Source organism: Streptomyces sp. Ru72 (genome assembly GCF_002920635.1).
In the GTDB taxonomy this organism is placed as follows: domain Bacteria; phylum Actinomycetota; class Actinomycetes; order Streptomycetales; family Streptomycetaceae; genus Streptomyces.
In genome coordinates this window covers 89014-114324 of the sequence record NZ_PQSR01000008.1, presented here as the reverse complement: position 1 = coordinate 114324, position 25311 = coordinate 89014, and the positions used below count along the sequence as shown (strand labels likewise).

Sequence of the window (25311 nt, the reverse complement as noted above, 5' to 3'; positions counted from 1 at the left end):
CGGACGCTCTCCCCCCGCCCGCCTTCCGGGGCGGGCGGGGAGAGAGTGCCGATAGCATGCGTCGTAGTGATCAGTCCGTGTGAGGAGGCACGCATGGCGGGAGAGCCGCAGGACGACTGCCTGTTCTGCAAGATCGTCGCGGGGCAGATCCCGGCGACGATCGTCCGGGAGACCGACACCACCGTCGCCTTCCAGGACATCAACCCCCAGGCGCCGACCCATGTGCTGGTCATCCCCCGGGTGCACCACCGGGACATCGCCGCCCTCGCCGCCGCCGAACCGGCCATCACCGCCGACGTGCTCCGCGAGGCCGGAGAGGTCGCCGCGCAGGAGAAGCTCGACAGCTACCGCGTCGTCTTCAACACCGGCAGCGGCGCCGGCCAGACCGTCTGGCACGCGCACGCCCACGTCCTGGGCGGCCGCGGCCTGCAGTGGCCCCCCGGGTAAGGCGCCGTGTCCGTACGCGAACTGGTCGTCCTGGGCACCGCCAGCCAGGTCCCGACCCGGCACCGCAACCACAACGGCTACCTGCTGCGCTGGGACGGCGAGGGCATCCTCTTCGACCCCGGCGAGGGCACCCAGCGGCAGATGCTGCGCGCCGGGGTGGCCGCCCACGACCTGCACCGGATCTGCGTCACCCACTTCCACGGCGACCACTCGCTGGGTCTCGCCGGTGTCATCCAGCGCATCAACCTCGACCAGGTGCCGCACGAGATCACCGCGCACTACCCGAGGTCGGGCCGTCGGTTCTTCGAGCGCCTGCGGTACGCGACGGCGTACCGCGAGACCGTCGCCCTGACCGAGGCGCCGGTCGACACGGACGGGCCCCTCGCCGTGACTGCCGCGTACACGCTTCAGGCCCGCCGGCTCTCCCACCCGGTCGAGTCCTACGGCTACCGGATCATCGAGCCGGACGGGCGCCGCATGCTGCCCGGACGGCTCGCGGCCCACGGCATCAAGGGCCCCGACGTCGGGCGGATCCAGCGGGAGGGATCCCTCGGCGGTGTGTCGCTGGAGGAGGTCAGCGAGGTGCGGCGCGGGCAGCGGTTCGCGTTCGTCATGGACACCCGGCTCTGCGACGGCGTCCACGCCCTCGCCGACGGCTGCGACATGCTCGTCATCGAGTCGACCTTCCTGGACGAGGATGCCCGACTCGCCGAGGAGCACGGGCATCTGACGGCCGGGCAGGCCGGACGTGTCGCCGCCGACGCGGGGGTGCGGCATCTCGTCCTGACCCACTTCAGCCAGCGCTACACCGAGCCCGACGAGTTCGAACGACAGGCCCGGGACGCCGGGTTCGAGGGGGAGTTGACCGTGGCGCACGACCTCATGCGGGTGCCGGTTCCGAAACGGCGATAAAACACCCGTACGATGCTTCGATGCCCCTCCCGAAAGCCGAACTGCACCTCCATATCGAAGGCACCCTGGAGCCCGAGCTGGCGTTCGAGCTGGCCGCGCGCAACGGCGTGAAGCTGCCCTACGCCGACACCGACGCACTGCGCGCGGCCTATGCCTTCGAGGACCTCCAGTCCTTCCTGAACCTGTACTACGAGCTGATGGCCGTCCTGCGCACCGAGCAGGACTTCGAAGACCTCGCCAACGCCTACCTCGGGCGCGCCGCCGCGCAGGGCGTGAGGCACGCCGAGATCTTCTTCGACCCGCAGGCCCACACGGCCCGCGGCGTGGACATGGGCACGGTGGTGGAGGGGCTGTGGCGCGCGCTCGGCCACAGCGAGCGGAACCACGGCGTGTCGACCCAGCTGATCATGTGCTTCCTGCGCGACGAGTCCGCGGAGTCGGCGATGCAGACCCTGGAAGCGGCGCGGCCGTACCTCGACCGGATCACCGGCGTCGGTCTCGACTCCGCCGAGGTCGGACACCCGCCGGTCACGTTCCGCGAGGTGTACGAGGCCGCCGCCGCCCTGGGCCTCAGGCGCGTGGCGCACGCAGGTGAGGAGGGGCCGCCGGAGTACATCACCGAGGCCCTCGACGTGCTCGGTGTCGAGCGCGTCGACCACGGGCTGCGATGCATGGAAGACCCGGCGCTGGTCGAGCGGCTCGTGAGGGAGCGGATCCCGCTGACCCTGTGCCCCCTGTCGAACGTCCGCCTGCGAGCCGTCGACGTCCTGGCGGACCACCCCCTGCCGGCCATGCTCGACGCCGGGCTGCTGTGCACCGTCAACTCCGACGACCCCGCCTACTTCGGCGGCTACGCCGGCGACAACTTCGACGCCGTCCGCACGTCCCTGGGGCTCGGTGAGGAGCGGCTGCGCGAACTGGCCCGCAACTCCTTCCTCGCGTCCTTCCTGGAGCACGACGAGGAGCGGCGGGCGCGCTACCTCGCCGAGGTGGACGCGTACACGTTCTCGTAGGCGTCGGGTACGTCCACGACCGGTGCGCCGCCCCCGAGCCCTTCGAGCGGGGAGGATCCCCAGCCCCGGCGCACCGGCGCCGGCCGCGGCGTGCGGCCCCCGGTGCGCAGGGCGACCGCGGTCAGCGGGCACGCGATGGCGAGCAGCCCGGCGGCGAGGATCGCGCCCATCGCGGGGAAGCCCGCCTGCGCGGACAGCACACTGCCGGTCAGAGGGCCCGCCGCCGTGCCGAGCGAGGACGCGGAGCCGACGAGGACGGCCCACCGGCCGCGCCCGTCGAGGGAGGCGGCCAGGCCGATCAGATACGACAGCACGATCGGGTAGAGCGTGTTCCAGGCGATCTCGCCGGTGGCGAAGGTACCGAGCCCGGTGGCGGACGCGCTGACCGCGATGCAGCCGGCGATGAGCGCGGTGCCCGCGCCGATGGGCACGGCACGGCCGAGGCGCGGGCCGAGCGCGCCCGCGCCCAGCACGCCGAGCAGCCCGGCGCCGAGCGCGACCGCGAAGACGGCGCCGACGGTGACCTCCGTCAGGTGCGCCTGGGTGAGGCCGATGCGCCCGCTGACGCCCCACAGGGAGTTCTGGGCGAGGGACCAGCACAGGATGCCGACGGCCAGGACCAGCCCCGAGCGCGGATGCGGCAGCCGGCCGCCCTCGAGGGTGGCCTCGGTGGCCGGGCCGTCGGAGGTGAGGCGACCGGTCGCGGGCCACACCAGCAGCGCGGTGAGGGCGATCGCGGCGAGCGGCAGGCCGTGGCCGGGGCCGAGGTGAGGGACCGTCAGATAGACGGCACCGGCCAGCGCGGACACCCCGAGCAGGCCGAGCGTGGAGGCGCGGTGGGGGTCCGGCTGGGCTGCGATGCCGGTTGCGGCGACGGTGGTGACCGTCCCCGAGCCGAATCCGCCGAGGACCGCCCCCGCGACGACCACGGGGATGCTGTGGCTCAGCGCGGCCGTGCCGTAGCCGGCGGCGGCGCACAGGAGCCCGGCGCGGGCGAGGCGGCGGGGGCCGATGCGCCGGACGTGCGCGGCGAGCAGGAACCCGGCGGTGGCCGAACTCAGCAGAAGGGCACTGCCGATGGAACCGGCCTCGGTGGCGGAGAGTGGAAGACCGGAGTCGAGCCTGCCGACGGTGGTGGGCAGCAGGTAGGAGGCCAGGTACCCGGCCGTGAAAAGGGCGACGAGAGGCCAGGGCGGGGCGGTGCGGGGGGACACGGGCGTTCCAGGGCGTGCGAGAAGAGCGGCTCAGAAAAAAAAGGGGGGTGGGGCGCCGTCCGTCGAACGACAGGAACGTGCAGGGAATTTGTATCAAGCACGCGGTTCGAGAAGAAGCGGAGAATGTGTGATGTGAGTCACTTCGAGTTTGGCTCAGGGGAGGTCGGGTAGTAGTTGCTGCTCTGTTTGTCGTCCGTAGCCCTCAGCGCCAGTGCGGAGCGCCCGCGCCGCCCACCGTGACACCTTCGATCCTGGCCCGGATCTCCCGCATCACCGCGACGATCCGCTCCTCGTGACTCGGCGTCAGCCGGGCCACCGGTACCGAGCAGCTGATGGCGTCCTGTGCCGGGGTGTCGTAGCGCAGGGCGAAGCCGAAGCCCGCGATGCCGACGACGCTCTCCTCCCGGTCGATGGAATAGCCCCGCTCGCGCGTGGCGGCGAGGTCCGCCAGCAGGGACTCCCGCGTCGTGTGCGTGTTCGCGGTCAGGGGCTCGAACGGCCCCTGCGGCACCGCCTCGTCCGGCTGCTGCGCCAGCAGTGCCTTGCCGAGCGCGCCCGCATGCGCGGGCAGTCGCCGGCCCACGCGGCTGATCGTGCGCAGGTATTCGTGCGACTCGCGCGTCGCCAGATACGCCACGTCCCTGCCGTCCAGCCGTCCCAGGTGGATCGTCTCGCCGAGCGCCTCCGACGCCTCGTCCAGGTAGGGGCGGACGATGCGCACGCGCGGGTCGGAATCCAGGTAGCCCGTGCCCGTCAGCAGCGCGTGGATGCCGATGCCGTACAGCGAGCCGGTGACGTCCGTCCGCACCCAGCCCCGTGAGATCAGGGTCTGCAGCAGGGCGTACATCGAGCTGCGCGGTACGCCGAGCTCGTCGGCCAGCTCCTGCAGACGTGCCGGACGGTCGCCGCGCGCGGCGAGCACCTCGAGCAGCTCCACCGTGCGTGCGGCCGACTTGACCTCGCGGACGCCCCCTGTGTCGGACATGCGGCGATGGTAATGCGGCGGGCGGTGCGGCACTCCTGCCGCACTCCGGGGCATTGACGGCCTCTGTTCGCGTATCTAACCTTCATCTTCATACGTGGATGACATCTAGCCAGGGAGACGACCAGGGTGAGCGGCGGTTCGGACACGGAGGCCGTGGCACGGCGGCTGCGGGACGGTATGGCGCGCGGGATCCTGTCATTCCCGCTCACGAGCTTCCACGACGACGGCTCTCTCGACCTCGACGGCTTCCGCGCCCATGTCGCGGCCCAGCTCGCCACCGGCCCCGGCGCCGTCTTCCCCGCCTGCGGCACCGGTGAGTTCTTCTCGCTGGACGAGGACGAGTACGGGCAGGTCGTCGCCGCGGCGGTGGAGGCCGCCGGAGGTGCCGTGCCCGTCGTCGCCGGCGTCGGACACGGCTGGGCGCAGGCCGTGCGGTTCGCGCGGATCGCCGAGGACGCGGGCGCCGACGCGCTGCTCGTCCTGCCGCACTACCTGGTCGCGGCCCCGCAGGACGGGCTCGTAGCCCAGCTCGAGCACATCGCCGCCCGCACCCGGCTGCCGCTGATCGCCTACCAGCGCGGTCAGGTCGACTACGGACTGCGGGCGTTCCGGCGCATCACCGAGATCCCCGGCGTCATCGGCCTCAAGGACGGCCACAGCGACCTCGACCGGCTGCAACGGCTCACCCTCGCCGCGCCCGAGGGCTTCCTGTTCTTCAACGGCGCCGCCACCGCGGAGGTCCAGGCCCGCGCGTACGCCGCTGTGGGCGTACCCGCCTACTCCTCCGCCGTCCACGCCTTCGCCCCCGAGATCGCGGGCGCCTTCTTCACCGCGCTGCGCGCCGGGGACGACGCGACGGTGGACAAGCTGCTGCGCGACTTCTACGTCCCGTTCGTCGACCTGCGCGACCGGGTGCCCGGATACGCCGTGTCGCTGGTCAAGGCCGCCGCCCGGCTGCGCGGCCGCCCGGTGGGACCGGTGCGCGCCCCGCTCACCGAGCCGTCCGCCGCCGATCTGGCCGACCTGAAGGACCTGCTGACCACCGGACTCGACCTCGTAGGAGCCGCCCTGTGAGCCGCGACCTGACCGTCTCCGAGGTACGGCTGACCCCGATCCTGGTCGCCGACCCGCCCCTGCTGAACACCCAGGGCGTCCACCAGCCGTACACGCCCAGGCTGATCGTGGAGGTGGTGACGGCCGACGGCACCAGCGGCGTCGGCGAGACCTACGGCGACACCAAGTACCTGGAACTCGCCCGGCCCCTCGCCGACAAGCTGGTGGGCCGTCAGGTGTCCGACCTGAACGTCCTGTTCACGCTCGCGGAGGAGGTGGCCGTCGACGGCGCCCGGGCCTCCGACCGGCTCGACGTCGGCGGGCTGCGCGGCGTCCAGACCGGCGACAAGCTGCGCCTGTCCGTCCTCTCCGCCTTCGAGGTCGCCTGCCTCGACGCGCTCGGCAAGGCGCTCGGCCTGCCCGTGCACGCGCTGCTCGGCGGCAAGCTGCGCGACGAGGTCGAGTACAGCGCGTACCTGTTCTACAAGTACGCCGCTCACCCCGAGGGCGTGGCGGGCGAGCAGGACGACTGGGGTGCCGCACTCGACCCGGCGGGGGTCGTCGCCCAGGCGCGCAGGTTCAAGGAGCGGCACGGCTTCACGTCCTTCAAGCTCAAGGGCGGGGTCTTCCCGCCGGACCAGGAGATCGCCGCGATCCGCGCGCTCGCGGAGGCGTTCCCCGGGCATCCGCTGCGCCTGGACCCCAACGGTGCCTGGTCGGTGGAGACCTCGGTGAAGGTGGCCGAGGAACTGCGCGACGTGCTCGAGTACCTGGAGGACCCGGCCCTCGGCACACCCGCCATGGCGGAGGTCGCCGCGCGGACCGGGGTGCCGCTCGCCACCAACATGTGCGTGACCACGTTCGGCGAGATCAAGGAGGCGTTCACTCGGGGCGCCGTGCAGGTGGTGCTCTCCGACCACCACTACTGGGGCGGGCTGCGCAACACGCGCGAACTGGCCGCGATCTGCCGCGCGTTCGGAGTCGGGGTGTCCATGCACTCCAACACCCACCTCGGTATCTCGCTGGCCGCGATGACCCATGTCGCCTCCACGGTGCCGGGTCTGCACCACGCCTGCGACACCCACTACCCGTGGCAGTCCGAGGACGTCATCACCGAGCGCATCGCCTTCACCGGCGGCCGGGTCGCCGTCCCCGACGCGCCCGGGCTCGGCGTCACACTGGACCGCGATCGGCTGGCCGCGCTGCACGAGCGCTGGCTCGCCGACGACGGCGGCCTTCGCGACCGCGACGACGCGGCGGCGATGCGGGTCGCGGACCCGGGGTGGGTGACGCCGACGGTGCCCCGCTGGTAGCGCCCCGCGACCCCGGCGGGCGCGGGCGACCGGCCCGCCCGGCGCGACACTTGGTGCACACTGGCTGGATCAGCACCACGCCAGGGAGCGCACCGTGACCGCGTCCATCGGAGAGGGACCACACCGCCACCACGCCCACGTCGACCCCCTTGCCGCGCTGCGCGCGCCCGGCGACCCGCCCTGGGACGTCTACCTCACGGGGACCGTCTTCCTCGACATCATCTTCACCGGCCTCGACTCCGCCCCGGTGCGCGGCACCGAGTCCTGGGCGCGGGGCATGGGGTCGAGCCCCGGCGGCGTCGCCAACATGGCCACCGCGCTGGCCCGCCTCGGCCTGCGGACGTGCCTGGCGGCGGCCTTCGGTGACGACCACTACGGCGAGTACTGCTGGGACGAGTTGAAGGAGGGCGAGGGCATCGACCTCTCGCCGTCCCGCAAGGTCTCCGGCTGGCACTCCCCGGTGACCGTCTCCATGGCCTACGAGGGCGAGCGCACCATGGTGTCCCACGGTCACGAGCCGCCGCCGGAGGAGCCTGCCCCGGACTGCCCGCCGCGCGCCCGGGCCGCGGTCGCCTCGCTGACGCCTGGCAGGCGCGAGCCGTGGATCGCGGAGGCCGCGAAGCAGGGCACACGGATCTTCGCCGACGTCGGCTGGGACGAGACCGGGGCGTGGGACCCGGCGGGGCTGGCCGACCTCGAACACTGCGAGGCGTTCCTGCCGAACGCCGAGGAGGCCATGCGGTACACGCGCACGGACTGCCCGCGCGCCGCCGCGCACGCGCTTACCGAGTACGTGCCGCTGGCCGTGGTCACCCTCGGCGCGGAGGGTGCGTACGCCGTGGACGGGCGTACCGGGGAGAGCGCGGGTGTGCCGGCGATCGCCGTGGAGGCGCTGGATCCCACGGGGGCGGGTGACGTCTTCGTGGCGGGGTTCGTGACCGGAACGCTGGCGGAGTGGCCGCTGGCCGACCGTCTCGCCTTCGCCGGCCTGACGGCGGCGCTGTCCGTCCAGGAGTTCGGCGGTTCGCTGTCGGCGCCCGACTGGTCGGAGATCGGGGCGTGGTGGCGCAAGGTCCAGTCCTACGAGAACCAGGACCCGGCGGCCCTGACCCGCTACGCGTTCCTGGAGGGCCTGGTCCCGGAGGAGGACATCGAAGCCTGGCCACGCCGCCGCGCCGTCCCGACGATCGGCTTCCGCCGACCGGGGTGACGTCGGCCGCCGGGGGCCGCGCAAGATGCGTTGCGCCCCCGCCGCCCCTCCCCGTCCCGGACCTGGGGGCTGCGCGCCCAGACTCCCCTTCGGCCTGAACGGCCTCGTCCTCAAACTCTCCCAAGCTCTTCGAGCAGGGGGGGACCCCCAGACGGGCTGAAAATTCAGCCCCTCCGGCGTCTGAGGAGCGGGGGGTCCGGGGGCCGGCCCCCGAACGGGGTCTGGGGCGGGGCCCCGGCGGGGTCGAAGGGGCGGAGCCCCTGGAGGACGGGAAGGGTAGGCGGCGGGGGCGAAAAACCTCTCAGAAGCCCAGGCGTCGCAGCTGCTTCGGGTCCCGCTGCCAGTCCTTCGCCACCTTCACATGGAGGTCCAGGAACACCGGCGTCCCCAGCAGCGCCTCGATGTGCTTGCGGGACTTGATGCCGACCTCCTTCAGCCGCCTGCCCTTGGGCCCGATGATGATGCCCTTCTGGCTCGGCCGCTCGATGTAGACGTTCGCGTGGATGTCCAGCAGCGGCTTGTCCGCCGGACGGTCCTCGCGCGGCAGCATCTCCTCCACCACCACCGCGATCGAGTGCGGCAGCTCGTCCCGGACGCCCTCCAGTGCCGCCTCACGGATCAGCTCCGCCACCATGACCTGCTCCGGCTCGTCCGTCAGATCGCCCTCGGGATACAGCGCCGGCCCCTCCGGCAGCAGCGGGATCAACAGATCCGCCAGCAGGTCCACCTGCTTGTTCGCGGTCGCCGACACCGGGACGATCTCCGCCCACTCGATCCCCAGCTCCTCACCCAGCCGGTCGATCGCGATGAGCTGCTCGGCCAGGGCCTTGGAGTCCACCAGGTCCGTCTTCGTGACGATCGCGACCTTCGGGGTCTTCCTGATCCCCGCCAGTTCCTTCGCGATGAAGCGGTCCCCGGGGCCGATCTTCTGGTCGGCGGGCAGGCAGAAGCCGATCACGTCGACCTCCGCCCACGTCGTGCGCACCACGTCGTTCAGACGCTCGCCCAGCAGCGTGCGCGGCTTGTGCAGACCCGGTGTGTCCACCAGGATCAGCTGCGCGTCCGGCCGGTGCACGATGCCCCGCACCGTGTGCCGCGTCGTCTGCGGCCGGTTCGAGGTGATCGCCACCTTCTGCCCGACCAGAGCGTTCGTCAGGGTGGACTTGCCCGCATTGGGACGGCCCACGAAACAGGCGAAGCCCGCCCGGTGGACGGCCTCGGTGGGCTCGGATGGCTGGGTGCGCACGCTCATGGCGCCCATTCTCCCTGATCCACGGAGCCCCTCCGCACGCCCGGCCGCGCCCCGGTCCCCGCACACACCCCGGTGAGATTCCGGAAACCTTCCCGCAACACGAAACGTCACGGAAACACACCTGTACGCAACAGGAAACGAGCGCCGGTGACCCTCGGACGAGCCCCCGGACCGTAGGAGAGCCCGTGACCCTGGCCGCGTCCCACATCAACCCCGGCGACACCGCCTGGCTGCTCGCCGCCACCGCCCTCGTGCTGCTGATGACCCCCGGCCTCGCCCTCTTCTACGGCGGCATGGTCCGCACGAAAAGCGTGCTCAACATGCTGATGATGAGCTTCGTGTCGATCGCCCTGGTCACGGTGGTGTGGCTGGCCTGCGGCTACTCCCTCGCCTTCGGCGACGACGCGTTCGCCGGTCTCATCGGCGGGCTGAAGCACTCGGGCATGGCGGGTCTCGGCCCGGACAGCGTCCACGGCACCGTCCCAACTCTCCTCTTCGCCACCTTCCAGCTCACCTTCGCGATCATCACCGCCGCCCTGATCAGCGGGGCGATCGCGGACCGCGCGAAGTTCGGCGCCTGGCTGGTCTTCGTGCCCGTCTGGGCCCTGCTCGTATACGTTCCCGTCACCCACTGGGTGTGGGGCCCGGGTGGCTGGATCCTGGACAGGCTCGGCGCCCTCGACTTCGCGGGCGGCCTGCCCGTCGAGATCACCTCCGGCGCGTCCGGACTGGCGTTGTGCCTGGTCCTCGGCCCGCGGCTGGGCTTCAAGAAGGACGCCATGCGTCCCCACAACCTGCCCATGGTGGTGCTCGGCGCCGGTCTGCTGTGGTTCGGCTGGTTCGGCTTCAACGCCGGTTCGGCCCTCGGCGCGAACGGCCTCGCCGCGGCCGCCTTCCTCAACACCCTCGCCGCCGGCTGCACCGGTCTGCTCGGCTGGCTCTTCGTCGAGCAGAAGCGCGACGGGCACCCGACCACGCTGGGTGCCGCCTCCGGCGCGGTCGCGGGCCTCGTCGCGATCACGCCCTCGTGCGGCACGGTGTCCCTGCTCGGCGCGCTGGTCGTCGGCCTCGCCGCCGGCGTCGTCTGCTCGTACGCGGTGAGCTGGAAGTTCAAGCTGGACTACGACGACTCGCTCGACGTCGTCGGCGTCCACCTGGTCGGCGGCGTCATCGGCACCCTCCTCATCGGACTGTTCGCCGTGAAGGAGATGACCGGCGGGGCCGAGGGCCTCCTCTACGGCGGCGGGATCGCCCAGCTCGGCAAGCAGCTCCTCGCGGTGGTCGCCGTGGCGCTGTACGCCTTCGCCGTGACGTACGGCATCGGCAGGCTGATCGACAGGACGATGGGCTTCCGCGCGAGCGAGGAGCAGGAGCACACCGGGCTGGACCTTACGGTGCACGCCGAGACCGCTTACGATCACGGGGTCCTGGGCCACGGCGCCCCGGTCGCCCACTCCGTCCCCGCAAGCACCCAGAAGGTCACGACCCAGGCATGAAGCTCATCACCGCGATCGTCAAGCCGTTCCGTCTCGACACGGTCAAGACGGCCCTGCAGGAACTCGGCGTGCACGGCCTGACCGTGACCGAGGCCAGCGGCTACGGCCGCCAGCGCGGCCACACCGAGGTGTACCGGGGGGCCGAGTACCGGGTCGATCTCGTGCCCAAGGTCCGGATCGAGGTCGTGGTCGAGGACGCGGACGCCGACGCCGTCATCGACGCGATCGTGAAGGCCGCGCAGACGGGGAAGATCGGAGACGGGAAGGTCTGGGCACTGCCGGTCGAGACGGTCGTGCGCGTACGGACGGGCGAGCGCGGCCCCGACGCACTCTGACCGCCGACGCTCCCGCCACGACCCCCGCGACGAACACGGCCGCGACCGCCGGCCACGGCAGCGCCAGGAACGAGGCGCTCGCCGACTCACGCGTGTCCCTCGCGCTCGCCGTCAACGTGACGTCGCCCCAGTCGAACCGGGGCGCGTCCCGCCATGGTTCGGACAGCCGCACGCGCTGACCGGGCAGCAGCTCGGAGGGGGTCCGCGACAGGGAGCGCGTCAGGAGCGTCCGGCCGAACAGGCCCGTCGCCCGCAGCTCCACCTTCGGGTCGAGGGTGACGACCAGCCCCTGGTCCTCGGACTCGGCGACAGCACGGCGACCGTCTCCTACACCCTGCACAACACCGGCTCTCCGCCGACCCCGGCCAGACCCTCAGCGACAAGGTCGCCGTCCAGAGGAGAAGGACGGGAAGGCCGCTTTCCCCGGCACCGGCGGGTTCTTCTTCGGCCCGGCGACGGTGACGTCACCGGTCTGAGCGCCACCGAGGGACACCTTCCCGGTCGGGGTCATGATGTCGGCGGGCAGCGCCAGGTCGGTCGGATTGCTCGCGGCGGCCGTGACCACCGTGTAGGTCACGGTGACCGTGTCACCGACCTTCGCACCGGCCTTGTCCGCCGTGATCTTCGCGGTGGTCGTGCCGTCGATCGGGGGGATGCCCGCGACCGCGGGCGGGATGCAGTGGGTGGGGAAGTCCACCTGCTGCGGGGTGGCGCCGGCCGGACAGGCCAGGGCACCCCCGCCGGCGACTGCGAGGGCGGTCACCGTGAGCACCGAGGCCCAGCGGCGTCTTCGAGTCGGTAAAGCCATGACGGCCCCCTCGTGTGGTTGCGGGCGCAGCGGCTCTTCTGCGCCGACAGGGGGCCATCGACGTGCGGGTTGTGTGAGAAGTCAATGGAGATGCGGCAAGTGGACTGACGGGCCGTCAGTTTCTGCCGCTCGACCGTGCCGGCCCTCAGCCCGCGGTCACCGTGACGCGGACCGTCCCGTCCGGCCCGGCCACCAGCACAGGCGTCTGAGGCCCGCCGAGGTCCCGTACGGCCGCACGGTCCTCGGCGGACGCGCCCTCGGCCTCCGTGACGACCGCCGCCGCCTCCAGCGACTTGGCACCCGACGCCACCGCCATCGCCACCGCCGTCTGCAGGGCACTCAGCTTGAGGGAGTCCAGGGCGACGGTGCCGGCGACGTACGTCCGTCCGGTCTCGTCCCGTACCGCGGCCCCCTCGGGCACGCCGTTGCGCGCCCGCGCGGAACGGGCCAGGGTGACGATCTTGCGGTCCTCGGGATCGAGCGCGTTGCTGTCGGTCATGCTCCGAGCATACGGAGAACCGCCGAGGTCATCCCGCAACGGGGTACCGACGAGGTCAGCCCGTGCCGGAACAACGCCGAGGTCATCCCGCCACGGGATACATCGCCCCGCGCCTGCCCTGCGCCGACGCCAGCCACTCCAGCTTCGCCGTGGTGTTCGCCTCGTCGAGCGGGGTGTGCAGGACGATCGTCAGGTCGGGCCGCGCCGGCACCTTCAGTGCCGTCGACTCGACGCACAGCAGACCCACCAGCGGATGGTCCAGCTCCTTGCGGATCACCCCGGCGTCCTTGATGTCCCGCCGCTCCCACAGCTCGGTGAACTCCGGGCTCACCGACCTCAGTTCGGCCAGCACCGCCCGGAACCCCTCGTCGTCGGGGCTGGCCGAGCACATCGCCCGGAACTGTGCGACGACCGTGTGCGCGTTCTGCTCCCAGCTGTGGGAGCGGGAGCGGTACAGCGGGTCGGTGAAGAAGTCGACGATGCAGTTCTGCGTGATCTCGGGCCGCATCCCGAGCACCCAGCCCGCCGCATCGTTGTACATCACGCAGTTGTAGTACCGGTCCATGATGTGGGCCGGATACGGCATCCAGGCGTCGATCAGCCGCCGCATGCCCTCACAGCCGTGGTCGGGCGCCGGTTCCGGCGCGGGCGGGTTCAGCCCGGCCAGGACGTACAGATGCCGGCGCTCGGCGTTGCTGAGCCGCAGCACCCGCGCCACCGCGTCCAGGACCTGCGGGGAGACGGAGATGTCCCGCCCCTGCTCCAGCCACTGGTACCAGGAGATGCCCACCCCGGCGAGTACGGCGACCTCCTCGCGGCGCAGCCCCGGCGTACGGCGCCGCGGCCCGCCCGCGGGCAGTCCGGCCTCCGCCGGGCTGACCCGGGCTCGCCTGCTCATCAGGAACTCGCGCAACTCCCGCAGCCGATGGCTCTTCAGCGCGTCCTCGGGCACGTACGGATCCCCCCGTCCTGTCTGGTGGTGCCACCACCACCATAAGTGCCGACTCCCCAGGGATGTTCCCGTCGCACGAGGCTCTTTCCCATGGCGATCGACACCACCACCTCCACCGCTTCGACCACTCCCGCACGCGAACCGCTCGACAACCCCCGGCTGTCGACGCGCGACAAACTCGTCCTCTTCGTGCTGTGCGCGGCCCAGTTCATGGTCGCGCTGGACTTCTCCGTCCTGAACGTGGCGCTCCCCGTCCTCGGCGACGACCTGGGAATGAGCCGTTCCGCCCTTCAGTGGGCGGTCACCGCGTTCGCCCTGCCGTCCGGTGGCTTCCTGCTCCTGTTCGGCCGGATCGGCGACCTCTACGGGCGCCGCAGGCTGTTCCTGACCGGCCTCGCCCTGTTCGGCGCCGCCTCGCTGCTCGCGACGTTCGCCTGGGACCCGACGTCGTTCCTGGCCGGCCGCGCCCTTCAGGGCCTAGGCGCGGCGGCGATCGTGCCCACCGGGATGTCGCTGCTCACCACCACCTTCCCCGAGGGCCCGGCCCGCGACCGCGCCCTCGGCATCTCCGGCACGCTGCTGTCGCTGGGCTTCACGGTCGGCATGGTCGCGGGCGGCGTCCTCACCGACGCCCTCGGCTGGCGCTCCACGATGGGTCTGCTCTCGGTCTTCGCGCTGATCGTGCTCCCGCTCGCGCCCGGCCTGCTGCCCGAGTCCCGCACCCCGGACCGCCCGCGCCTGGACGTCCCCGGCGCGATCACCGTCACCGGCGGCCTGCTCTCCTTGATCTACGCCCTCTCGACGGCCGCCGACCACGGCTTCGGGCGTGCGGACGTCATCGCGACGCTGGTCGTCGGCGCCCTGCTGCTGACGGCGTTCGCCCTGGTCGAGTCCCGCACCGCGCAGCCCCTGGTGTCGCTGCCCATGCTGCGCCGCCGGACGGTGGCGTGGGGCAACCTGGGCGGCCTGGTCACCTTCTCGATGATGTCGACGGTGATCTTCGTGCTGACCCTCTACCTGCAAGAGGTGCTGCGTCTGTCCGCCTTCGAGACCGGTCTGGTCTTCGGCTTCCAGGGGGTCCTGTCGGCGGTGGCGGGCACATACGCCCCCAAGGTCATCGGCCGCTTCGGCGCCCGCCGCACGCTGGTCGGCTCGCTCGCCGGGCAGGGCGCGCTGATCGCCGCCCTGCTGGGCCTGAACAGCCACGCCTGGTCGGTGTGGCTCGCCACGGCCGCCGTCTCCCTGGCCAGCATGTGCCACTTGGGCGCGATCATCTCCTACGGCCTGACCGTCACCTCGGGCGTCCCCGACGAGGAGCAGGGCCTGGCCACCGGCCTGGTCACCTCCACCCAGCAGGTCGGCATCACCGTGGGCATCCCGATCCTCGGTGTCCTTGCCACCACCTCGACGGACCTGCTGTCGGGCCTGCACACGGTGATCGCGCTGGACGCGGCGATCGTCCTGGCGACGGCGGCGCTGCTGGCGCTGGGCCTGCGCACCCGGCGTGCGGGCGGCTCAGGGCCGGTCGAGGCGGAGGCGGTCGGCGCGCGGTAGGCCGGCGACGACCAGGTCGTACGAGTCCTCGACGAGCTCCCGGACCAGGCGGTCCGGGAGCCCGCCGTCGACCGTGACCGTGTTCCAGTGGCGCTTGTTCATGTGCCAGCCGGGGACGATCAGGCCCTCGTAGTCGCGGCGGAGGCGCACCGCGTCGTCCGGGTCGCACTTGAGGTTGACCTTCAGGGGCCGCGCCTGAAGGGCCGTCAGCGCGAAGAGCCTGCCCTGCACCTTGAAGACCGAGGTCTCCGGGTTGAACGGGAAGTCCTCCACCGCCGCGTTGAACGACAGACAGAAGGCGCGCAGCTCCTGAGGCGTCACTCGGGCTTCTTCTCGTCGTCCTCGGCGGGATCCACCGGGCGCACCGGCTCCACCAGCACCGTCACGATCTTGTTGCGGCGGCCCGCCGCGGCCTCCGCCGTCAGGCGCAGTTCCCGGCCGTCCGGAAGCTCCACCACGGACGACGCCCCGGCGATGGGCACCCGGCCGAGGGCCTTGGCGAGCAGACCGCCGACGGTCTCCACATCCTCGTCGTCGAACGCCTCGAGCCCGTACAGCTCGCCCAGGTCGCCGATGTCCAGCCGGGCGGTGACCCGGTAGCGGTCGTCGCCCAGCTCCTCCACCGGCGGCAGCTCGCGGTCGTACTCGTCGGTGATCTCGCCGACGATCTCCTCGAGGATGTCCTCGATGGTGACGATGCCGGCCGTGCCGCCGTACTCGTCGATGACGACGGCGACGTGGTTGCGCTCCTTCTGCATCTCGCGCAGCAGGTCGCCCGCGTTCTTGGTGTCGGGCACGAAGGCGGCCGGCCGCATGGCGGTGGACACCAGCTCCGACTCGGCGTCCCGGCTGATGTGCGTCTTGCGGACCAGGTCTTTCAGGTACACGATCCCGACGACGTCGTCCTCGCTCTCCCCGGTGACCGGGATGCGTGAGAAGCCGGAGCGCAGGGCGAGGGTGAGGGCCTGGCGGATCGTCTTGAAGCGCTCGATGGTGACCAGGTCCGTCCTCGGCACCATCACCTCCCGCACGAGGGTGTCGCCCAGCTCGAACACCGAGTGCACCATGCGGCGCTCCTCGGCCTCGATCAGGGAGTCCTTCTCGGCGAGGTCGACGAGGGCGCGCAGCTCCGCCTCGGAGGCGAACGGGCCGCGGCGGAAGCCCTTGCCAGGGGTGAGCGCGTTACCGATGAGGATCAGGAGGGACGGGATCGGGCCCATGATCCGGGCCAGCGGCAGCAGGACGTACGCCGCCACCGTGGCCGTGTTCAGCGGGTGCTGGCGGCCGATCGTGCGCGGGGACACACCCACGGCGACGTACGACACCAGCACCATGACCGCGATCGCCACCAGCAGGGCCTCGGCGGTCCCGGGGAGCTCCTTCAGGCAGGCGTAGGTGACCAGCGCGGCGGCGGCCATCTCGCAGGCGACCCGGACCAGCAGCGCCACGTTCAGATAGCGGGTTGGGTCCTCGGCGACCTGGGCGAGCTTGGCGCTGCCGCGCCGGCCCGCCCTGACGGCCTCCTCGGCGCGGAAGCTGGAGACGCGCGCCAGGCCCGCCTCCGCGCAGGCGGCGAGCCAGGCGACGACGACCAGGGCGATCGCGCCGACGACGATCTGGGGGCTCATGACACGGTGGGGGCCGGGGACGGGCCGGTCAGGCCCCTCTCCGCGCGCCAGCCGTCCACGATGGCGGCCTGCAGACCGAACATCTCGGCCTTCTCGTCCGGTTCCTCGTGGTCGTAGCCCAGCAGGTGCAGCACCCCGTGGACGGTCAGCAGTTGCAGCTCCTCGTCCATGGAGTGCTGCGTCGGGGCCTCGGCGCCCTGCTTGGCGGCGACCTCGGGGCACAGCACGATGTCGCCGAGCAGGCCCTGCGGGGGCTCGTCGTCGTCCTTGGACGGCGGCCGCAGCTCGTCCATCGGGAAGGACATGACGTCCGTGGGCCCCGGCAGGTCCATCCACTGCACGTGCAGCTGCTCCATGGCGTCGGCGTCCACGACGATCACCGAGAGCTCGGAGAGCGGGTGGATGCGCATCCGCGCGAGCGCGTAGCGGGCGATGTCGAGGATCGCCTGCTCGTCGACCTCGGTTCCGGACTCGTTGTTGACGTCGATCGACATGTGGTGCTCGGTCTCTACTTCCCCTTGTGCCCGGCCTTGCCCCGGCTCTGCCCCTTGTGCGCGCCGTTCTGGGTGCCGTGCCTGCTGTCGTACTGCTCGTACGCGTCGACGATACGGCCGACCAGCTTGTGCCGTACGACATCGTGCGACGACAGCCGGGAGAAGTGGACGTCCTCGACGCCCTCCAGGATCTCCTGGACCTGGCGCAGACCGCTCTTGGTGCCGTCCGGGAGGTCGACCTGGGTGACGTCACCCGTGATCACGATCTTCGAGTCGAAGCCGAGGCGGGTGAGGAACATCTTCATCTGCTCGGGGCTCGTGTTCTGGGCCTCGTCCAGGATGATGAAGGCGTCGTTGAGCGTGCGACCGCGCATGTACGCGAGCGGGGCGACCTCGATCGTGCCCGCCGCCATCAGCCGGGGGATCGAGTCGGGGTCGAGCATGTCGTGCAGCGCGTCGTACAGCGGGCGCAGGTAGGGGTCGATCTTCTCGTAGAGGGTGCCGGGCAGGAAGCCGAGGCGCTCGCCCGCCTCCACCGCGGGGCGGGTCAGGATGATGCGGTTGACCTGCTTGGACTGCAGGGCCTGCACCGCCTTCGCCATGGCGAGGTAGGTCTTGCCCGTACCCGCGGGCCCGATGCCGAAGACGATCGTGTGCTTGTCGATCGCGTCCACGTACCGCTTCTGGTTGAGCGTCTTCGGGCGGATCGTGCGGCCGCGTGACGACAGGATGTTCTGCGTCAGCACCTGCGCCGGGGTCTCCTGCGCGCCCTCGCCGTTCTCGCCCGCCCGGAGCATGGCGATCGAGCGTTCCACTGCGTCCTCCGTCATCGGCTGCCCGGTGCGGAGCACCAGCATCATCTCGGCGAACAGGCGCTGGATCAGGGCGACCTCCGTCGCGTCGCCGACCGCGCTGATCTCGTTGCCCCGGACATGGATGTCGACCCCGGGGAAGGCCGTCTCGATCACGCGCAGCAGGGAGTCGCCGGAACCCAGCACCATCACCATCGGGTGCTGGGCGGGGACGGTGATCTGTGCACTCGCCTGCCCCTGCGCGGGGGTGTGAGCTGTGGGTGTCTGAGTCATGGGCCGGCTCTGTAGGCCTGCGATTCCTCCTCGGTACGGCCGCGCGACTGACGGCGGCCTCGCGACTTCAAGAGTACGACGCGGGGCTGACAGAGCCGTAGGGCTTTTCCTTGCGGTCTTGCACCGCCGCTCGGGTGACGTCACCGCGGGTCGCGACGGTGACATCAGGCGCGGAGACCCATACCACTTCGTCCCGGAACGCATCGCTCCGTATCCGCCTTTTCACCAATCATGGTTGCGGGGGGTGACAGGGTGGTGACTCAGTGCAATGGTGCCGTGCATGACCAGTCACGGGGGCCACGGGCCCGTCTTCTGTACCATCGTTCCACCGCATGTCCTCGACAAGCTCGCCCAGCACGAGGACACCGCGCTCGCCACTCCCGCGCGCCGCACCCTGGAGCGCGACGCCCTCGAGCGCACCCGCCGCCGGCTGACGACGGTCATCGGCGCACCCACGGCGGCCCCGCCCCAGGACACCGCCGCCCAGCCGCACCGCACCATCTACGACGCCGGGCACCGCCAGACGCTGCCGGGGAAGAAAGTCCGCGGCGAGGGAGACGAGCCCGGCAGGGACGCCACCGTCAACCGGGCCTACGCGGGCCTCGGCGCCACCTTCGAGCTGTACCGGACGGTGTACGGCCGCGACTCCATCGACGGCAAGGGCCTCCCGCTGGACGCCAGCGTGCACTTCGGCGAGGACTACGACAACGCCTTCTGGAACGGCGAGCAGATGGTGTTCGGCGACGGGGACGGCAGGGTCTTCCTCGACTTCACCCTCCCGGTGGACGTCATCGGGCACGAACTCACCCACGGCGTCACCCAGTACACGGCGAACCTGGCCTACTTCGGCCAGTCGGGTGCCCTCAACGAGTCGGTCTCGGACGTCTTCGGCTCGCTGATCAAGCAGTACACCCTCGGCCAGACCGCCGACCGGGCCGACTGGCTGATCGGCGCCGGACTCCTCGCCCCGCACGTGAACGGCACGGCGCTGCGCTCCATGAAGGCGCCGGGCACCGCGTACGACGACCCGGCGCTCGGCAAGGACCCGCAACCCGCGACCATGGCCGGGTACGTGAGGACCAGCCAGGACAACGGCGGCGTGCACATCAACTCCGGCATCCCCAACCACGCCTTCTACCTGGTCGCCACCGCGCTCGGTGGACATGCCTGGGAGCGGGCCGGGCAGATCTGGTACGACGTGCTCACCGGCGGCGAACTCCAGCAGGACGCGACCTTCGCGGAGTTCGCGAAGCTGACCGCGGCGGCCGCCAAGTCCCGCTACGGCGCCACCGGCCAGGAACAGGAGGCGGTGCTCAAGGCCTGGGAGGAGGTGGGGGTGCCGACCGCGTAGATCTGTACTACACAGACACCCATGCGTATTCACGTCAGGCGCACGGGCGGTTTCGCGGGTATCGAGCGGCAGGCCGAGGTGGACACCTCGGGGCGGCCCGACGCACCCGAGTGGCATGACCTGGCCGAGCGCGCGCTCGCGGCCGGCCAGGGCACGCCCCCCGCGGGGGTTCCCGACGGTTTCGGCTACCAGATCACCGTGGACGGCAGGACGGTGTACGCCGCCGATCCCCGGCTGACCGAGGAGCAGCGGCAGCTGGTCTCGCGGGTGCTCGAGGAAGGGGCCTGACTGCTTGTTCCCGCCTGCCCGTTGACTTCTGTTACCGACGGTAAGGATGATCCGCGCATGGCGACAGACGAGCGCATGGCGACGGACCCGATACCTCAGTTCCCGCCCGGCTTCCTGTGGGGCGTGTCCACCTCGGCCCACCAGATCGAGGGGGCGGCCGACGAGCGCGAGCCCTCGGTGTGGGACGCCTTCACCGCCGAGCCCGGCCGGGTGAAGGACGGCTCGACCGCGGAGGTGGCCTGCGACCACTACCACCGCTACCGCGAGGACGTGGCGCTGCTGGCCGGTCTGGGCGTGGACGCGTACCGCTTCTCCGTCTCCTGGCCCCGGGTGAACACCCCTGGCGGCCTCGACTTCTACGACCGCCTGGTCGACGAGCTGTGCGCGGCGGGCGTACGCCCGGTCGCGACCCTCTTCCACTGGGACCTGCCGGTCACGCTGGACTGGCTCCAGAGGGACACGGCGTCGCGTTTCGCCGAGTACGTGTCGGTGGTGGCCGGCCGTCTCGGCGACCGCGTGCACAAGTGGATCACGCTCAACGAACCCGCCGAGCACACGCTGCTGGGCCACGCCCTGGGGGCGCACGCCCCCGGCAGGCAGCTGATGTTCGACGCCCTGCCGGTGGCCCACCACCAGTTGCTGGCCCACGGCCTGGCCGTACGGGCGCTGCGCGCGGCCGGGATGACGGACATCGGGATCGCCAACTCCCACGGCCCGACGTGGCCGGCGTCCGGGGAACAGGAGGACGTGGAGGCGGCGGAGTTCTACGACGTCCTGCTGAACCGGTTGTTCTCCGACCCGCTGCTGCTCGGCCGCTACCCCGACGGAATAGGCGAGTTGATGCCGGGCGACGTGCACTGCGACCTGAAGGTGATCGCGGAGCCGGTCGACTGGTACGGGATCAACTACTACGCCCCTACACGGGTGGGCGCCCCGAAGGGCGCGGAGATCGAGTTCGGCGGCCTGACACTGCCCGCCGGACTGCCGTTCTCCGTCCGGGAGATCGAGGGCCACCCGGTCACCGACTTCGGCTGGCCGGTGGTCCCCGAGGCGCTCACCGAGCTGCTGACCGGCTTTCGCGCACGCTACGGCGACCGGCTGCCGCCCGTGGTCATCACCGAGAACGGCTGCTCCTACGAGGGCGTCGACGATCAGGAGCGCATCGCCTACCTGGACGGGCACATCCGGGCCCTGCACCGGGCGCTGGAGGCCGGTGTCGACGTGCGGGGCTACTTCGTCTGGTCGCTGCTGGACAACTTCGAGTGGGCCGAGGGGTACGCGCGCCGGTTCGGGCTGGTGCACGTGGACTACAAGACGCTGGAGAGGACCCCGAAGGCGTCGTACGGCTGGCTCCGGGACCTTCTGCGGGCGCGGGGATGACGACGGCCGACCGGGCCCTGCCCGCCGTCGACGCCCTCGCCGAGCCCGTCGAACGTGTCGGCCGGGCCTGGACCTCCGCCCTGTCGCTGGCCAACGGGGCGATCTGGGTCGGCTGGTACGGCCCGTTGCAGATCCTGCTGGCCTCCCAGGCGAAGGACTTCGCGCCCGGCTCCGCACTGTCCAAGGAGTCGATGCTGGCCTGGGTGACGGGCGCGGGCGCTGTGGTGTCGCTGGTCTCCAACCCGGTCTTCGGGGCGCTGTCGGACCGCACGACGGCGCGCTGGGGCCGCCGCACGCCGTGGATCGTGGCCGGTACCGCGGGCGGCGCGCTCTCGCTGCTGCTGCTCGCGGGCGCGGGCGGTCCCTGGACCATGGCGCTCGGCTGGTGCCTGGTGCAGCTGACGCTGAACGCGGCCTTCGCGGCGGTGACGGCGGCGGTGCCGGACCGGGTGCCCCGGCCGCAGCGGGGTTCGGTGGGCGGCTGGCTGGGGGCGGCGCAGATCCTCGGCGTGGTCGGCGGCACCGGCCTGGCCACGGTGGCCGGGGGCATCGGGGCGGGCTATGCCGCGTGCGCGGTGTTCACGGGGGCGGGCGTCCTGCCGTACGTGCTCGGCCACCGGGACCTGCGGCTACCCGTGGCGGCCCGGCCGCCCTGGTCCTGGCGGGGCTTTCTGGCCGGCTTCTGGCTGAGCCCTCGCCGCCACCCGGATCTGGGCTGGGCCTGGCTGACCCGCTTCCTGATCAACCTCAGCAACGCCCTGGTCCTGCTGTACCTGCTCTACTACCTGCGGGACCGCCTCCATTACCAGGACCCGGACCAGGGCGTCCTGATCCTCACGGCGGTGAACGGGGTGACGCTGCTGGCGACGGTGGTGGTCGGCGGGGTCTGGTCGGACCGGGTGGGCCGCCGCAAGCCGTTCGTGATCTGGTCCGGGGTGCTGATGGCGGTGGCGACGGCCGCCCTGTCGGTCTGGCAGACGTGGCCCGGGGCGATCGTGGCGGCGGCGGTGCTCGGCGTCGGCTTCGGGGTGTTCACGTCGGTGGACTTCGCCCTGATGACGGATGTCCTGCCGAAGGCCCTGGACAGGGGCAAGGACCTTGGGGTCATCAACGTCGCCAACGCCCTGCCCCAGGTCGCGGCCCCCGCGCTGGCGGCACCCATCGTCACCCACCTCGGCGGGTACCGGGTCCTGTACGTGGTGGCGGCGCTGGTCGGGATGGCGGGGGCGGCGCTGGTGGGCCGGATTCGCGGGGTGGACTGAGCCCGTCCCCTCCCTTCACGGGCGCCGCCAGTCGTCCCCGGCCATGTGCGAGCCGGCCATCGGCCCCATCCGCAGCATCCCGCCGTCCACGCTCCAGGAGGCCCCGGTGACGTAGGACGCGTCGGGGCCGGCGAGGAAGGCGATCACGGCCGCGACCTCGCGGGCGTCGCCCGGGCGCCCCAGCGGAACGCCGGGGCGGCGCTCGGTGCGCACGTCCGTGTCCTCCTGCCCGGTCATGGGCGTGGCGATCTCGCCGGGCGCCACCGCGTTGACGGTGATGCCGTGCTCGGCCAGCTCCAGGGCCATGACCTGGGTGAGCAGCCCGAGACCGCCCTTGGCCGCGCAGTACGGGGCCGCCCCCACCCGCGGCTGGTGCTCGTGCACGGAGGTCACGTTGACGATCCGGCCGCCGTCGCCCTGCCGGATCATCCTGCGTGCCGCGCGCTGACCGCACAGGAACGGGCCGAGCAGGTCGACGTCCAGGACCTGGCGCACGTCGTCGAGGCCCAGGTCCAGGAACGGGGTCATGGTGCCCGTACCGGCGTTGTTGACCAGGACGTCGATGCGGCCGAGCTCCTCGCACAGTGCGTCGACCCTGTCCGCGGCCTCGGGAAGCCGGGTGAGGTCCACCTGGGCCACGGCGGCCCGCCGCCCCGTCCCGCGGACCTCCTCGGCGGTCTGCTCGGCGCCTTTCTGGTCGCTGTGCCAGGTGATGCCGATGTCCATCCCCGCCTCGGCCAGGCGGACGGCGGTGGCGCGGCCGATACCGGAGTCGGATCCGGTGATCACGGCCACCCTGGACGCGGACGGGCTGGGGGCGGGCATACGGGCCTCCCGTGGGGTGTGCGGTCCTGGACGAGGGGTCGACGAGGGATCGCAGTACCCGGGGACGTACCGGGCAAACGGAGGCCGGTTCCTGGCCGGTACTACAGCGCGCCGGCGTCGCGGGCGGCCCACACGGTCGGGTAGTGGGGCCGGAAGCCGAGGTCCCGGCGGATCCGCTCGGTGGACATGATCCCGAACCACGGGTCGGGATCCGTACGCGCGTGGAGTTCGGCGGGCACCTCGACACCGTTGAGCTGGTGCAGGTCGACCGCCGTCACCGGGGCGTCGTCGGCGATGTTGTAGACCGGTGAGCCGACCGCCGGCGCGTGGAGCAGGCGCAGCAGCCCCTGGGCGACGTCCGCGTGGTGCCCCATGTGCAGCCGCTGGGTCGCCGCCCAGGTCGCCGCCCACCTCAGGGACTGGGCGAGGTGTGGATCGCCCTCGCCGTACACGAAGGGGAGCCGACCGATCCGCACCTCCACGCCCTCCAGCGCGAGCAGCTGCCGCTCGGCCTCGGCCTTGGACTCCGCGTAGGCGCCCCACATCGCGCCGCCGGGCCGTACCTCGTCGTCCTCGGTCAGCGGGCGGCCCCGCCCGACGCCGTACACCAGCCCCGTGCTGACCTGCACGAAGCGGCGCACGCCCGAGGACAGGGCGGCCCGGCCCAGTTCCACGGCCGCGTCCCGGTTGACGGCCCACGCCTCCTCGTCCGGCACCCCGCGGAAGGCCGCCGCGACGTTCACGACCGCGTCCGCCCCGGCCACCGCCTTGCCGAGCGCCTCCGCGTCCCGCAGGTCGCCCACCACGATCTCGGCGCCGAGCTCCGCGAAGCGCTCGCCGCGCGCCGCGTCGCGCACCAGGACCCGTACCTCCTCGCCCGGCCGCCGCTGCGCCAGCAGCCTCGGGACGAAGCGCCGGCCGACCTGTCCCGTCGTGCCCGTCACCAGTGTCAACATGATCTGCTCCTCTCGGTCCGGTGCCACCAGCCTCGGGGAGTGCCGCGCCGGCCGGGAGAGACCCGTCGATCGGGGGATCGGCAGTCCCTGGATAAGCCGGCCGGGCTGCCGCAGTCTTGAGGGGTGAACCGAGCCGAACTCGCCGACTTCCTGCGCCGCAGCCGGGCCCGTCTCGAGCCGTCCGACGTCGGCCTCCCCCCGGGAGCCCGGCGCCGCACCCCGGGCCTGCGCCGGGAGGAGGTGGCGGGGCTCGCCGGCATGTCGGTCGACTACTACACGCGCCTGGAGCAGTCCCGGGGGCCGCGCCCGTCCCGTCAGATGCTCACCGCGCTGGCGAGGGCGCTGCGCCTGACGGACGACGAACGCGACCACCTCTTCCACCTGACGGGCGAGGAGCCGCCGCGCCGCGAGACGGCGTCGAGGCATGTCCGCCCCGGGCTGCTGCTGGTCCTGGACCGGCTGCACGACACACCGGCACAGGTGGTCACCGACTGCTCCGAGGTGCTGGCGCAGAACGCGATGGCCAGGGCACTGGTCGGCGACGTGATGTCCCGCCCGCCGGGCGAGCGCAACCTGACCCGCCGGTTCTTCCTGGACCCGGCCGCCCGGGGGCTGTTCCCGCCCGAGGACCGGCCCGACCACGCCCGCGCGCACGTGGCGAGCCTGCGCGCGGTCGCCGCCGCCCGCCCCGACGACCCGGAACCGGCCGCCCTGGCCGCCGAACTCCGCTCGGCGAGCGCGGAGTTCGCCCGCCTCTGGGACGAACACGAGGTCTCCTCGCGGCACCGGAGCACCAAGCGCTTCCAGCACCCCGTGGTCGGCCTGCTGGAACTGGACTGCGAGGCGCTGCTCAGCCACGAGCACCATCAGCTGCTGATCGTCCACACGGCTCGCCCCGGCACGGAGTCGTTCGAGCGCCTCCAGTTGCTGCGGGTGGTGGGACTGCAGGACCTGGCTCCGAGTGGGGCCATGCGGAATATGTGACTTTAGGTACTTTTT

Annotated in this window: 25 protein-coding genes and 1 pseudogene; 14 read left to right on the top strand and 12 right to left on the bottom strand. The window is 72.0% G+C overall.

Annotated elements, in window-relative coordinates:
* Positions 1–93 precede the first annotated feature (93 nt).
* From C3488_RS06315 to C3488_RS06305, 3 genes are read left to right on the top strand one after another with little or no spacing between them, the layout of a single operon-like run.
* Positions 94–447, top strand: coding sequence for a histidine triad nucleotide-binding protein (locus C3488_RS06315; protein WP_103838302.1), 354 nt, complete (start codon positions 94–96; stop codon positions 445–447).
* Between the two features lie 6 nt (positions 448–453).
* Positions 454–1359, top strand: a complete 906-nt coding sequence (locus C3488_RS06310) for a ribonuclease Z (protein WP_103838301.1) — start codon at positions 454–456, stop codon at positions 1357–1359.
* Positions 1360–1379: 20 nt separating this feature from the next.
* On the top strand, positions 1380–2372 hold the full coding sequence (locus C3488_RS06305) for an adenosine deaminase (RefSeq protein ID WP_181138899.1): 993 nt from the start codon (positions 1380–1382) through the stop codon (positions 2370–2372).
* Here C3488_RS06305 and C3488_RS06300 read toward each other — a convergent pair.
* Both C3488_RS06300 and C3488_RS06295 read right to left on the bottom strand, forming a co-directional pair.
* The gene (locus C3488_RS06300) at positions 2336–3586 is read right to left on the bottom strand and encodes an MFS transporter (protein ID WP_258053306.1); all 1251 of its coding nucleotides are present in this window, start codon (positions 3584–3586) and stop codon (positions 2336–2338) included. The two genes, C3488_RS06305 and C3488_RS06300, sit on opposite strands and share 37 nt — an antisense overlap.
* 202 nt (positions 3587–3788) lie before the next feature.
* A complete protein-coding gene (locus C3488_RS06295; protein WP_103838300.1) occupies positions 3789–4571 on the bottom strand; it encodes an IclR family transcriptional regulator in 783 nt (260 codons plus the stop codon).
* 177 nt (positions 4572–4748) lie between these two features.
* Between C3488_RS06295 and C3488_RS06290 the strand changes: the two genes are divergently transcribed.
* The 3 genes from C3488_RS06290 (at position 4749) to C3488_RS06280 (ending at position 8147) form a co-directional block, all read left to right on the top strand.
* A complete protein-coding gene (locus tag C3488_RS06290) occupies positions 4749–5645 on the top strand; it encodes a 5-dehydro-4-deoxyglucarate dehydratase (protein WP_258053310.1) in 897 nt (298 codons plus the stop codon).
* Positions 5642–6937: a glucarate dehydratase family protein gene (locus C3488_RS06285; RefSeq protein ID WP_103838298.1), complete on the top strand. Its 1296-nt coding sequence runs from the start codon at positions 5642–5644 to the stop codon at positions 6935–6937. Before C3488_RS06290 ends, C3488_RS06285 begins: the two co-directional genes overlap by 4 nt.
* 94 nt (positions 6938–7031) lie before the next feature.
* Positions 7032–8147 carry a carbohydrate kinase family protein gene (locus C3488_RS06280; RefSeq protein WP_181138898.1) on the top strand — a complete coding sequence of 372 codons (1116 nt, stop codon included), beginning with the start codon at positions 7032–7034 and terminating at the stop codon, positions 8145–8147.
* 301 nt (positions 8148–8448) lie between these two features.
* Here C3488_RS06280 and era read toward each other — a convergent pair whose 3' ends face one another.
* A complete protein-coding gene (era, locus tag C3488_RS06275; RefSeq protein ID WP_181138897.1) occupies positions 8449–9399 on the bottom strand; it encodes a GTPase Era in 951 nt (316 codons plus the stop codon).
* 185 nt (positions 9400–9584) lie between these two features.
* Here era and C3488_RS06270 point away from each other — a divergent pair, with 185 nt between their 5' ends.
* Entirely contained in the window at positions 9585–10895 is a 1311-nt protein-coding gene (locus tag C3488_RS06270) for an ammonium transporter (RefSeq protein WP_103838295.1), read from the top strand.
* A complete protein-coding gene (locus C3488_RS06265) occupies positions 10892–11230 on the top strand; it encodes a P-II family nitrogen regulator (protein ID WP_103838294.1) in 339 nt (112 codons plus the stop codon). Before C3488_RS06270 ends, C3488_RS06265 begins: the two co-directional genes overlap by 4 nt.
* A 397-nt stretch (positions 11231–11627) precedes the next feature.
* Here C3488_RS06265 and C3488_RS06255 read toward each other — a convergent pair.
* The 3 genes and pseudogenes from C3488_RS06255 to C3488_RS06245 form a co-directional block, all read right to left on the bottom strand.
* Positions 11628–12038 (bottom strand): annotated as a pseudogene (locus tag C3488_RS06255) (beta-xylosidase); the annotation flags it as partial.
* 145 nt (positions 12039–12183) lie between these two features.
* On the bottom strand, positions 12184–12537 hold the full coding sequence (locus C3488_RS06250) for a cytidine deaminase (protein ID WP_103838293.1): 354 nt from the start codon (positions 12535–12537) through the stop codon (positions 12184–12186).
* A gap of 82 nt (positions 12538–12619) precedes the next feature.
* Entirely contained in the window at positions 12620–13489 is an 870-nt protein-coding gene (locus tag C3488_RS06245; protein ID WP_103838292.1) for a helix-turn-helix transcriptional regulator, read from the bottom strand.
* Positions 13490–13579: 90 nt separating this feature from the next.
* Between C3488_RS06245 and C3488_RS06240 the strand changes: the two genes are divergently transcribed.
* Complete coding sequence (locus C3488_RS06240; RefSeq protein WP_103838291.1) at positions 13580–15043, top strand: MFS transporter; 1464 nt, start codon at positions 13580–13582, stop codon at positions 15041–15043.
* Here the strand turns inward: C3488_RS06240 and C3488_RS06235 are convergent.
* The 4 genes from C3488_RS06235 to C3488_RS06220 are packed head-to-tail and all read right to left on the bottom strand — an operon-like array spanning position 15005 to position 18250.
* Positions 15005–15364, bottom strand: a complete 360-nt coding sequence (locus C3488_RS06235) for an MmcQ/YjbR family DNA-binding protein (RefSeq protein ID WP_103838290.1) — start codon at positions 15362–15364, stop codon at positions 15005–15007. The two genes, C3488_RS06240 and C3488_RS06235, sit on opposite strands and share 39 nt — an antisense overlap.
* Positions 15361–16671: a hemolysin family protein gene (locus C3488_RS06230; protein WP_103838289.1), complete on the bottom strand. Its 1311-nt coding sequence runs from the start codon at positions 16669–16671 to the stop codon at positions 15361–15363. Before C3488_RS06230 ends, C3488_RS06235 begins: the two co-directional genes overlap by 4 nt.
* A complete protein-coding gene (ybeY, locus tag C3488_RS06225; RefSeq protein WP_103838288.1) occupies positions 16668–17165 on the bottom strand; it encodes an rRNA maturation RNase YbeY in 498 nt (165 codons plus the stop codon). The genes C3488_RS06230 and ybeY overlap by 4 nt, the downstream gene beginning before the upstream one ends.
* A gap of 14 nt (positions 17166–17179) precedes the next feature.
* Positions 17180–18250, bottom strand: coding sequence for a PhoH family protein (locus C3488_RS06220; protein WP_103838287.1), 1071 nt, complete (start codon positions 18248–18250; stop codon positions 17180–17182).
* Between the two features lie 280 nt (positions 18251–18530).
* On the opposite strand from C3488_RS06220, the gene C3488_RS06215 reads away from it, so the two are divergent.
* The 4 genes from C3488_RS06215 to C3488_RS06200 are packed head-to-tail and all read left to right on the top strand — an operon-like array spanning position 18531 to position 22531.
* On the top strand, positions 18531–19601 hold the full coding sequence (locus C3488_RS06215; RefSeq protein ID WP_103838286.1) for a M4 family metallopeptidase: 1071 nt from the start codon (positions 18531–18533) through the stop codon (positions 19599–19601).
* Positions 19602–19622: 21 nt separating this feature from the next.
* Positions 19623–19889 (top strand): protealysin inhibitor emfourin, encoded by a 267-nt coding sequence (locus C3488_RS06210; protein WP_103838285.1) that lies wholly within the window; start codon positions 19623–19625, stop codon positions 19887–19889.
* A 57-nt stretch (positions 19890–19946) separates the two neighbouring features.
* Positions 19947–21269 (top strand): GH1 family beta-glucosidase, encoded by a 1323-nt coding sequence (locus C3488_RS06205; RefSeq protein ID WP_103838284.1) that lies wholly within the window; start codon positions 19947–19949, stop codon positions 21267–21269.
* Positions 21266–22531 carry an MFS transporter gene (locus C3488_RS06200; protein WP_103838283.1) on the top strand — a complete coding sequence of 422 codons (1266 nt, stop codon included), beginning with the start codon at positions 21266–21268 and terminating at the stop codon, positions 22529–22531. Before C3488_RS06205 ends, C3488_RS06200 begins: the two co-directional genes overlap by 4 nt.
* A 15-nt stretch (positions 22532–22546) precedes the next feature.
* On the opposite strand, the gene C3488_RS06195 is transcribed toward C3488_RS06200, so the two are convergent.
* Together C3488_RS06195 and C3488_RS06190 are read right to left on the bottom strand one after the other, a co-directional pair.
* Positions 22547–23356, bottom strand: a complete 810-nt coding sequence (locus C3488_RS06195) for an SDR family oxidoreductase (protein ID WP_103838282.1) — start codon at positions 23354–23356, stop codon at positions 22547–22549.
* Between the two features lie 101 nt (positions 23357–23457).
* The gene (locus C3488_RS06190; protein ID WP_103838281.1) at positions 23458–24312 is read right to left on the bottom strand and encodes an NAD(P)-dependent oxidoreductase; all 855 of its coding nucleotides are present in this window, start codon (positions 24310–24312) and stop codon (positions 23458–23460) included.
* A gap of 123 nt (positions 24313–24435) precedes the next feature.
* Between C3488_RS06190 and C3488_RS06185 the strand changes: the two genes are divergently transcribed.
* Entirely contained in the window at positions 24436–25296 is an 861-nt protein-coding gene (locus C3488_RS06185) for a helix-turn-helix transcriptional regulator (RefSeq protein WP_103838280.1), read from the top strand.
* Positions 25297–25311: the final 15 nt, after the last annotated feature.

Coding starts and splice junctions, on each gene's coding strand:
- C3488_RS06315 (WP_103838302.1), top strand. CDS start 94: ATGGCGGGAGAGCCGCAGGACGACTGCCTGTTCTGCAAGATCGTCGCG.
- C3488_RS06305 (WP_181138899.1), top strand. CDS start 1,380: ATGCCCCTCCCGAAAGCCGAACTGCACCTCCATATCGAAGGCACCCTG.
- C3488_RS06295 (WP_103838300.1), bottom strand. CDS start 4,571: ATGTCCGACACAGGGGGCGTCCGCGAGGTCAAGTCGGCCGCACGCACG.
- C3488_RS06290 (WP_258053310.1), top strand. CDS start 4,749: ATGGCGCGCGGGATCCTGTCATTCCCGCTCACGAGCTTCCACGACGAC.
- era (WP_181138897.1), bottom strand. CDS start 9,399: ATGAGCGTGCGCACCCAGCCATCCGAGCCCACCGAGGCCGTCCACCGG.
- C3488_RS06265 (WP_103838294.1), top strand. CDS start 10,892: ATGAAGCTCATCACCGCGATCGTCAAGCCGTTCCGTCTCGACACGGTC.
- C3488_RS06250 (WP_103838293.1), bottom strand. CDS start 12,537: ATGACCGACAGCAACGCGCTCGATCCCGAGGACCGCAAGATCGTCACC.
- C3488_RS06240 (WP_103838291.1), top strand. CDS start 13,580: ATGGCGATCGACACCACCACCTCCACCGCTTCGACCACTCCCGCACGC.
- C3488_RS06230 (WP_103838289.1), bottom strand. CDS start 16,671: ATGAGCCCCCAGATCGTCGTCGGCGCGATCGCCCTGGTCGTCGTCGCC.
- ybeY (WP_103838288.1), bottom strand. CDS start 17,165: ATGTCGATCGACGTCAACAACGAGTCCGGAACCGAGGTCGACGAGCAG.
- C3488_RS06220 (WP_103838287.1), bottom strand. CDS start 18,250: ATGACTCAGACACCCACAGCTCACACCCCCGCGCAGGGGCAGGCGAGT.
- C3488_RS06215 (WP_103838286.1), top strand. CDS start 18,531: ATGACCAGTCACGGGGGCCACGGGCCCGTCTTCTGTACCATCGTTCCA.
- C3488_RS06210 (WP_103838285.1), top strand. CDS start 19,623: ATGCGTATTCACGTCAGGCGCACGGGCGGTTTCGCGGGTATCGAGCGG.
- C3488_RS06205 (WP_103838284.1), top strand. CDS start 19,947: ATGGCGACAGACGAGCGCATGGCGACGGACCCGATACCTCAGTTCCCG.
- C3488_RS06200 (WP_103838283.1), top strand. CDS start 21,266: ATGACGACGGCCGACCGGGCCCTGCCCGCCGTCGACGCCCTCGCCGAG.
- C3488_RS06195 (WP_103838282.1), bottom strand. CDS start 23,356: ATGCCCGCCCCCAGCCCGTCCGCGTCCAGGGTGGCCGTGATCACCGGA.
- C3488_RS06190 (WP_103838281.1), bottom strand. CDS start 24,312: ATGTTGACACTGGTGACGGGCACGACGGGACAGGTCGGCCGGCGCTTC.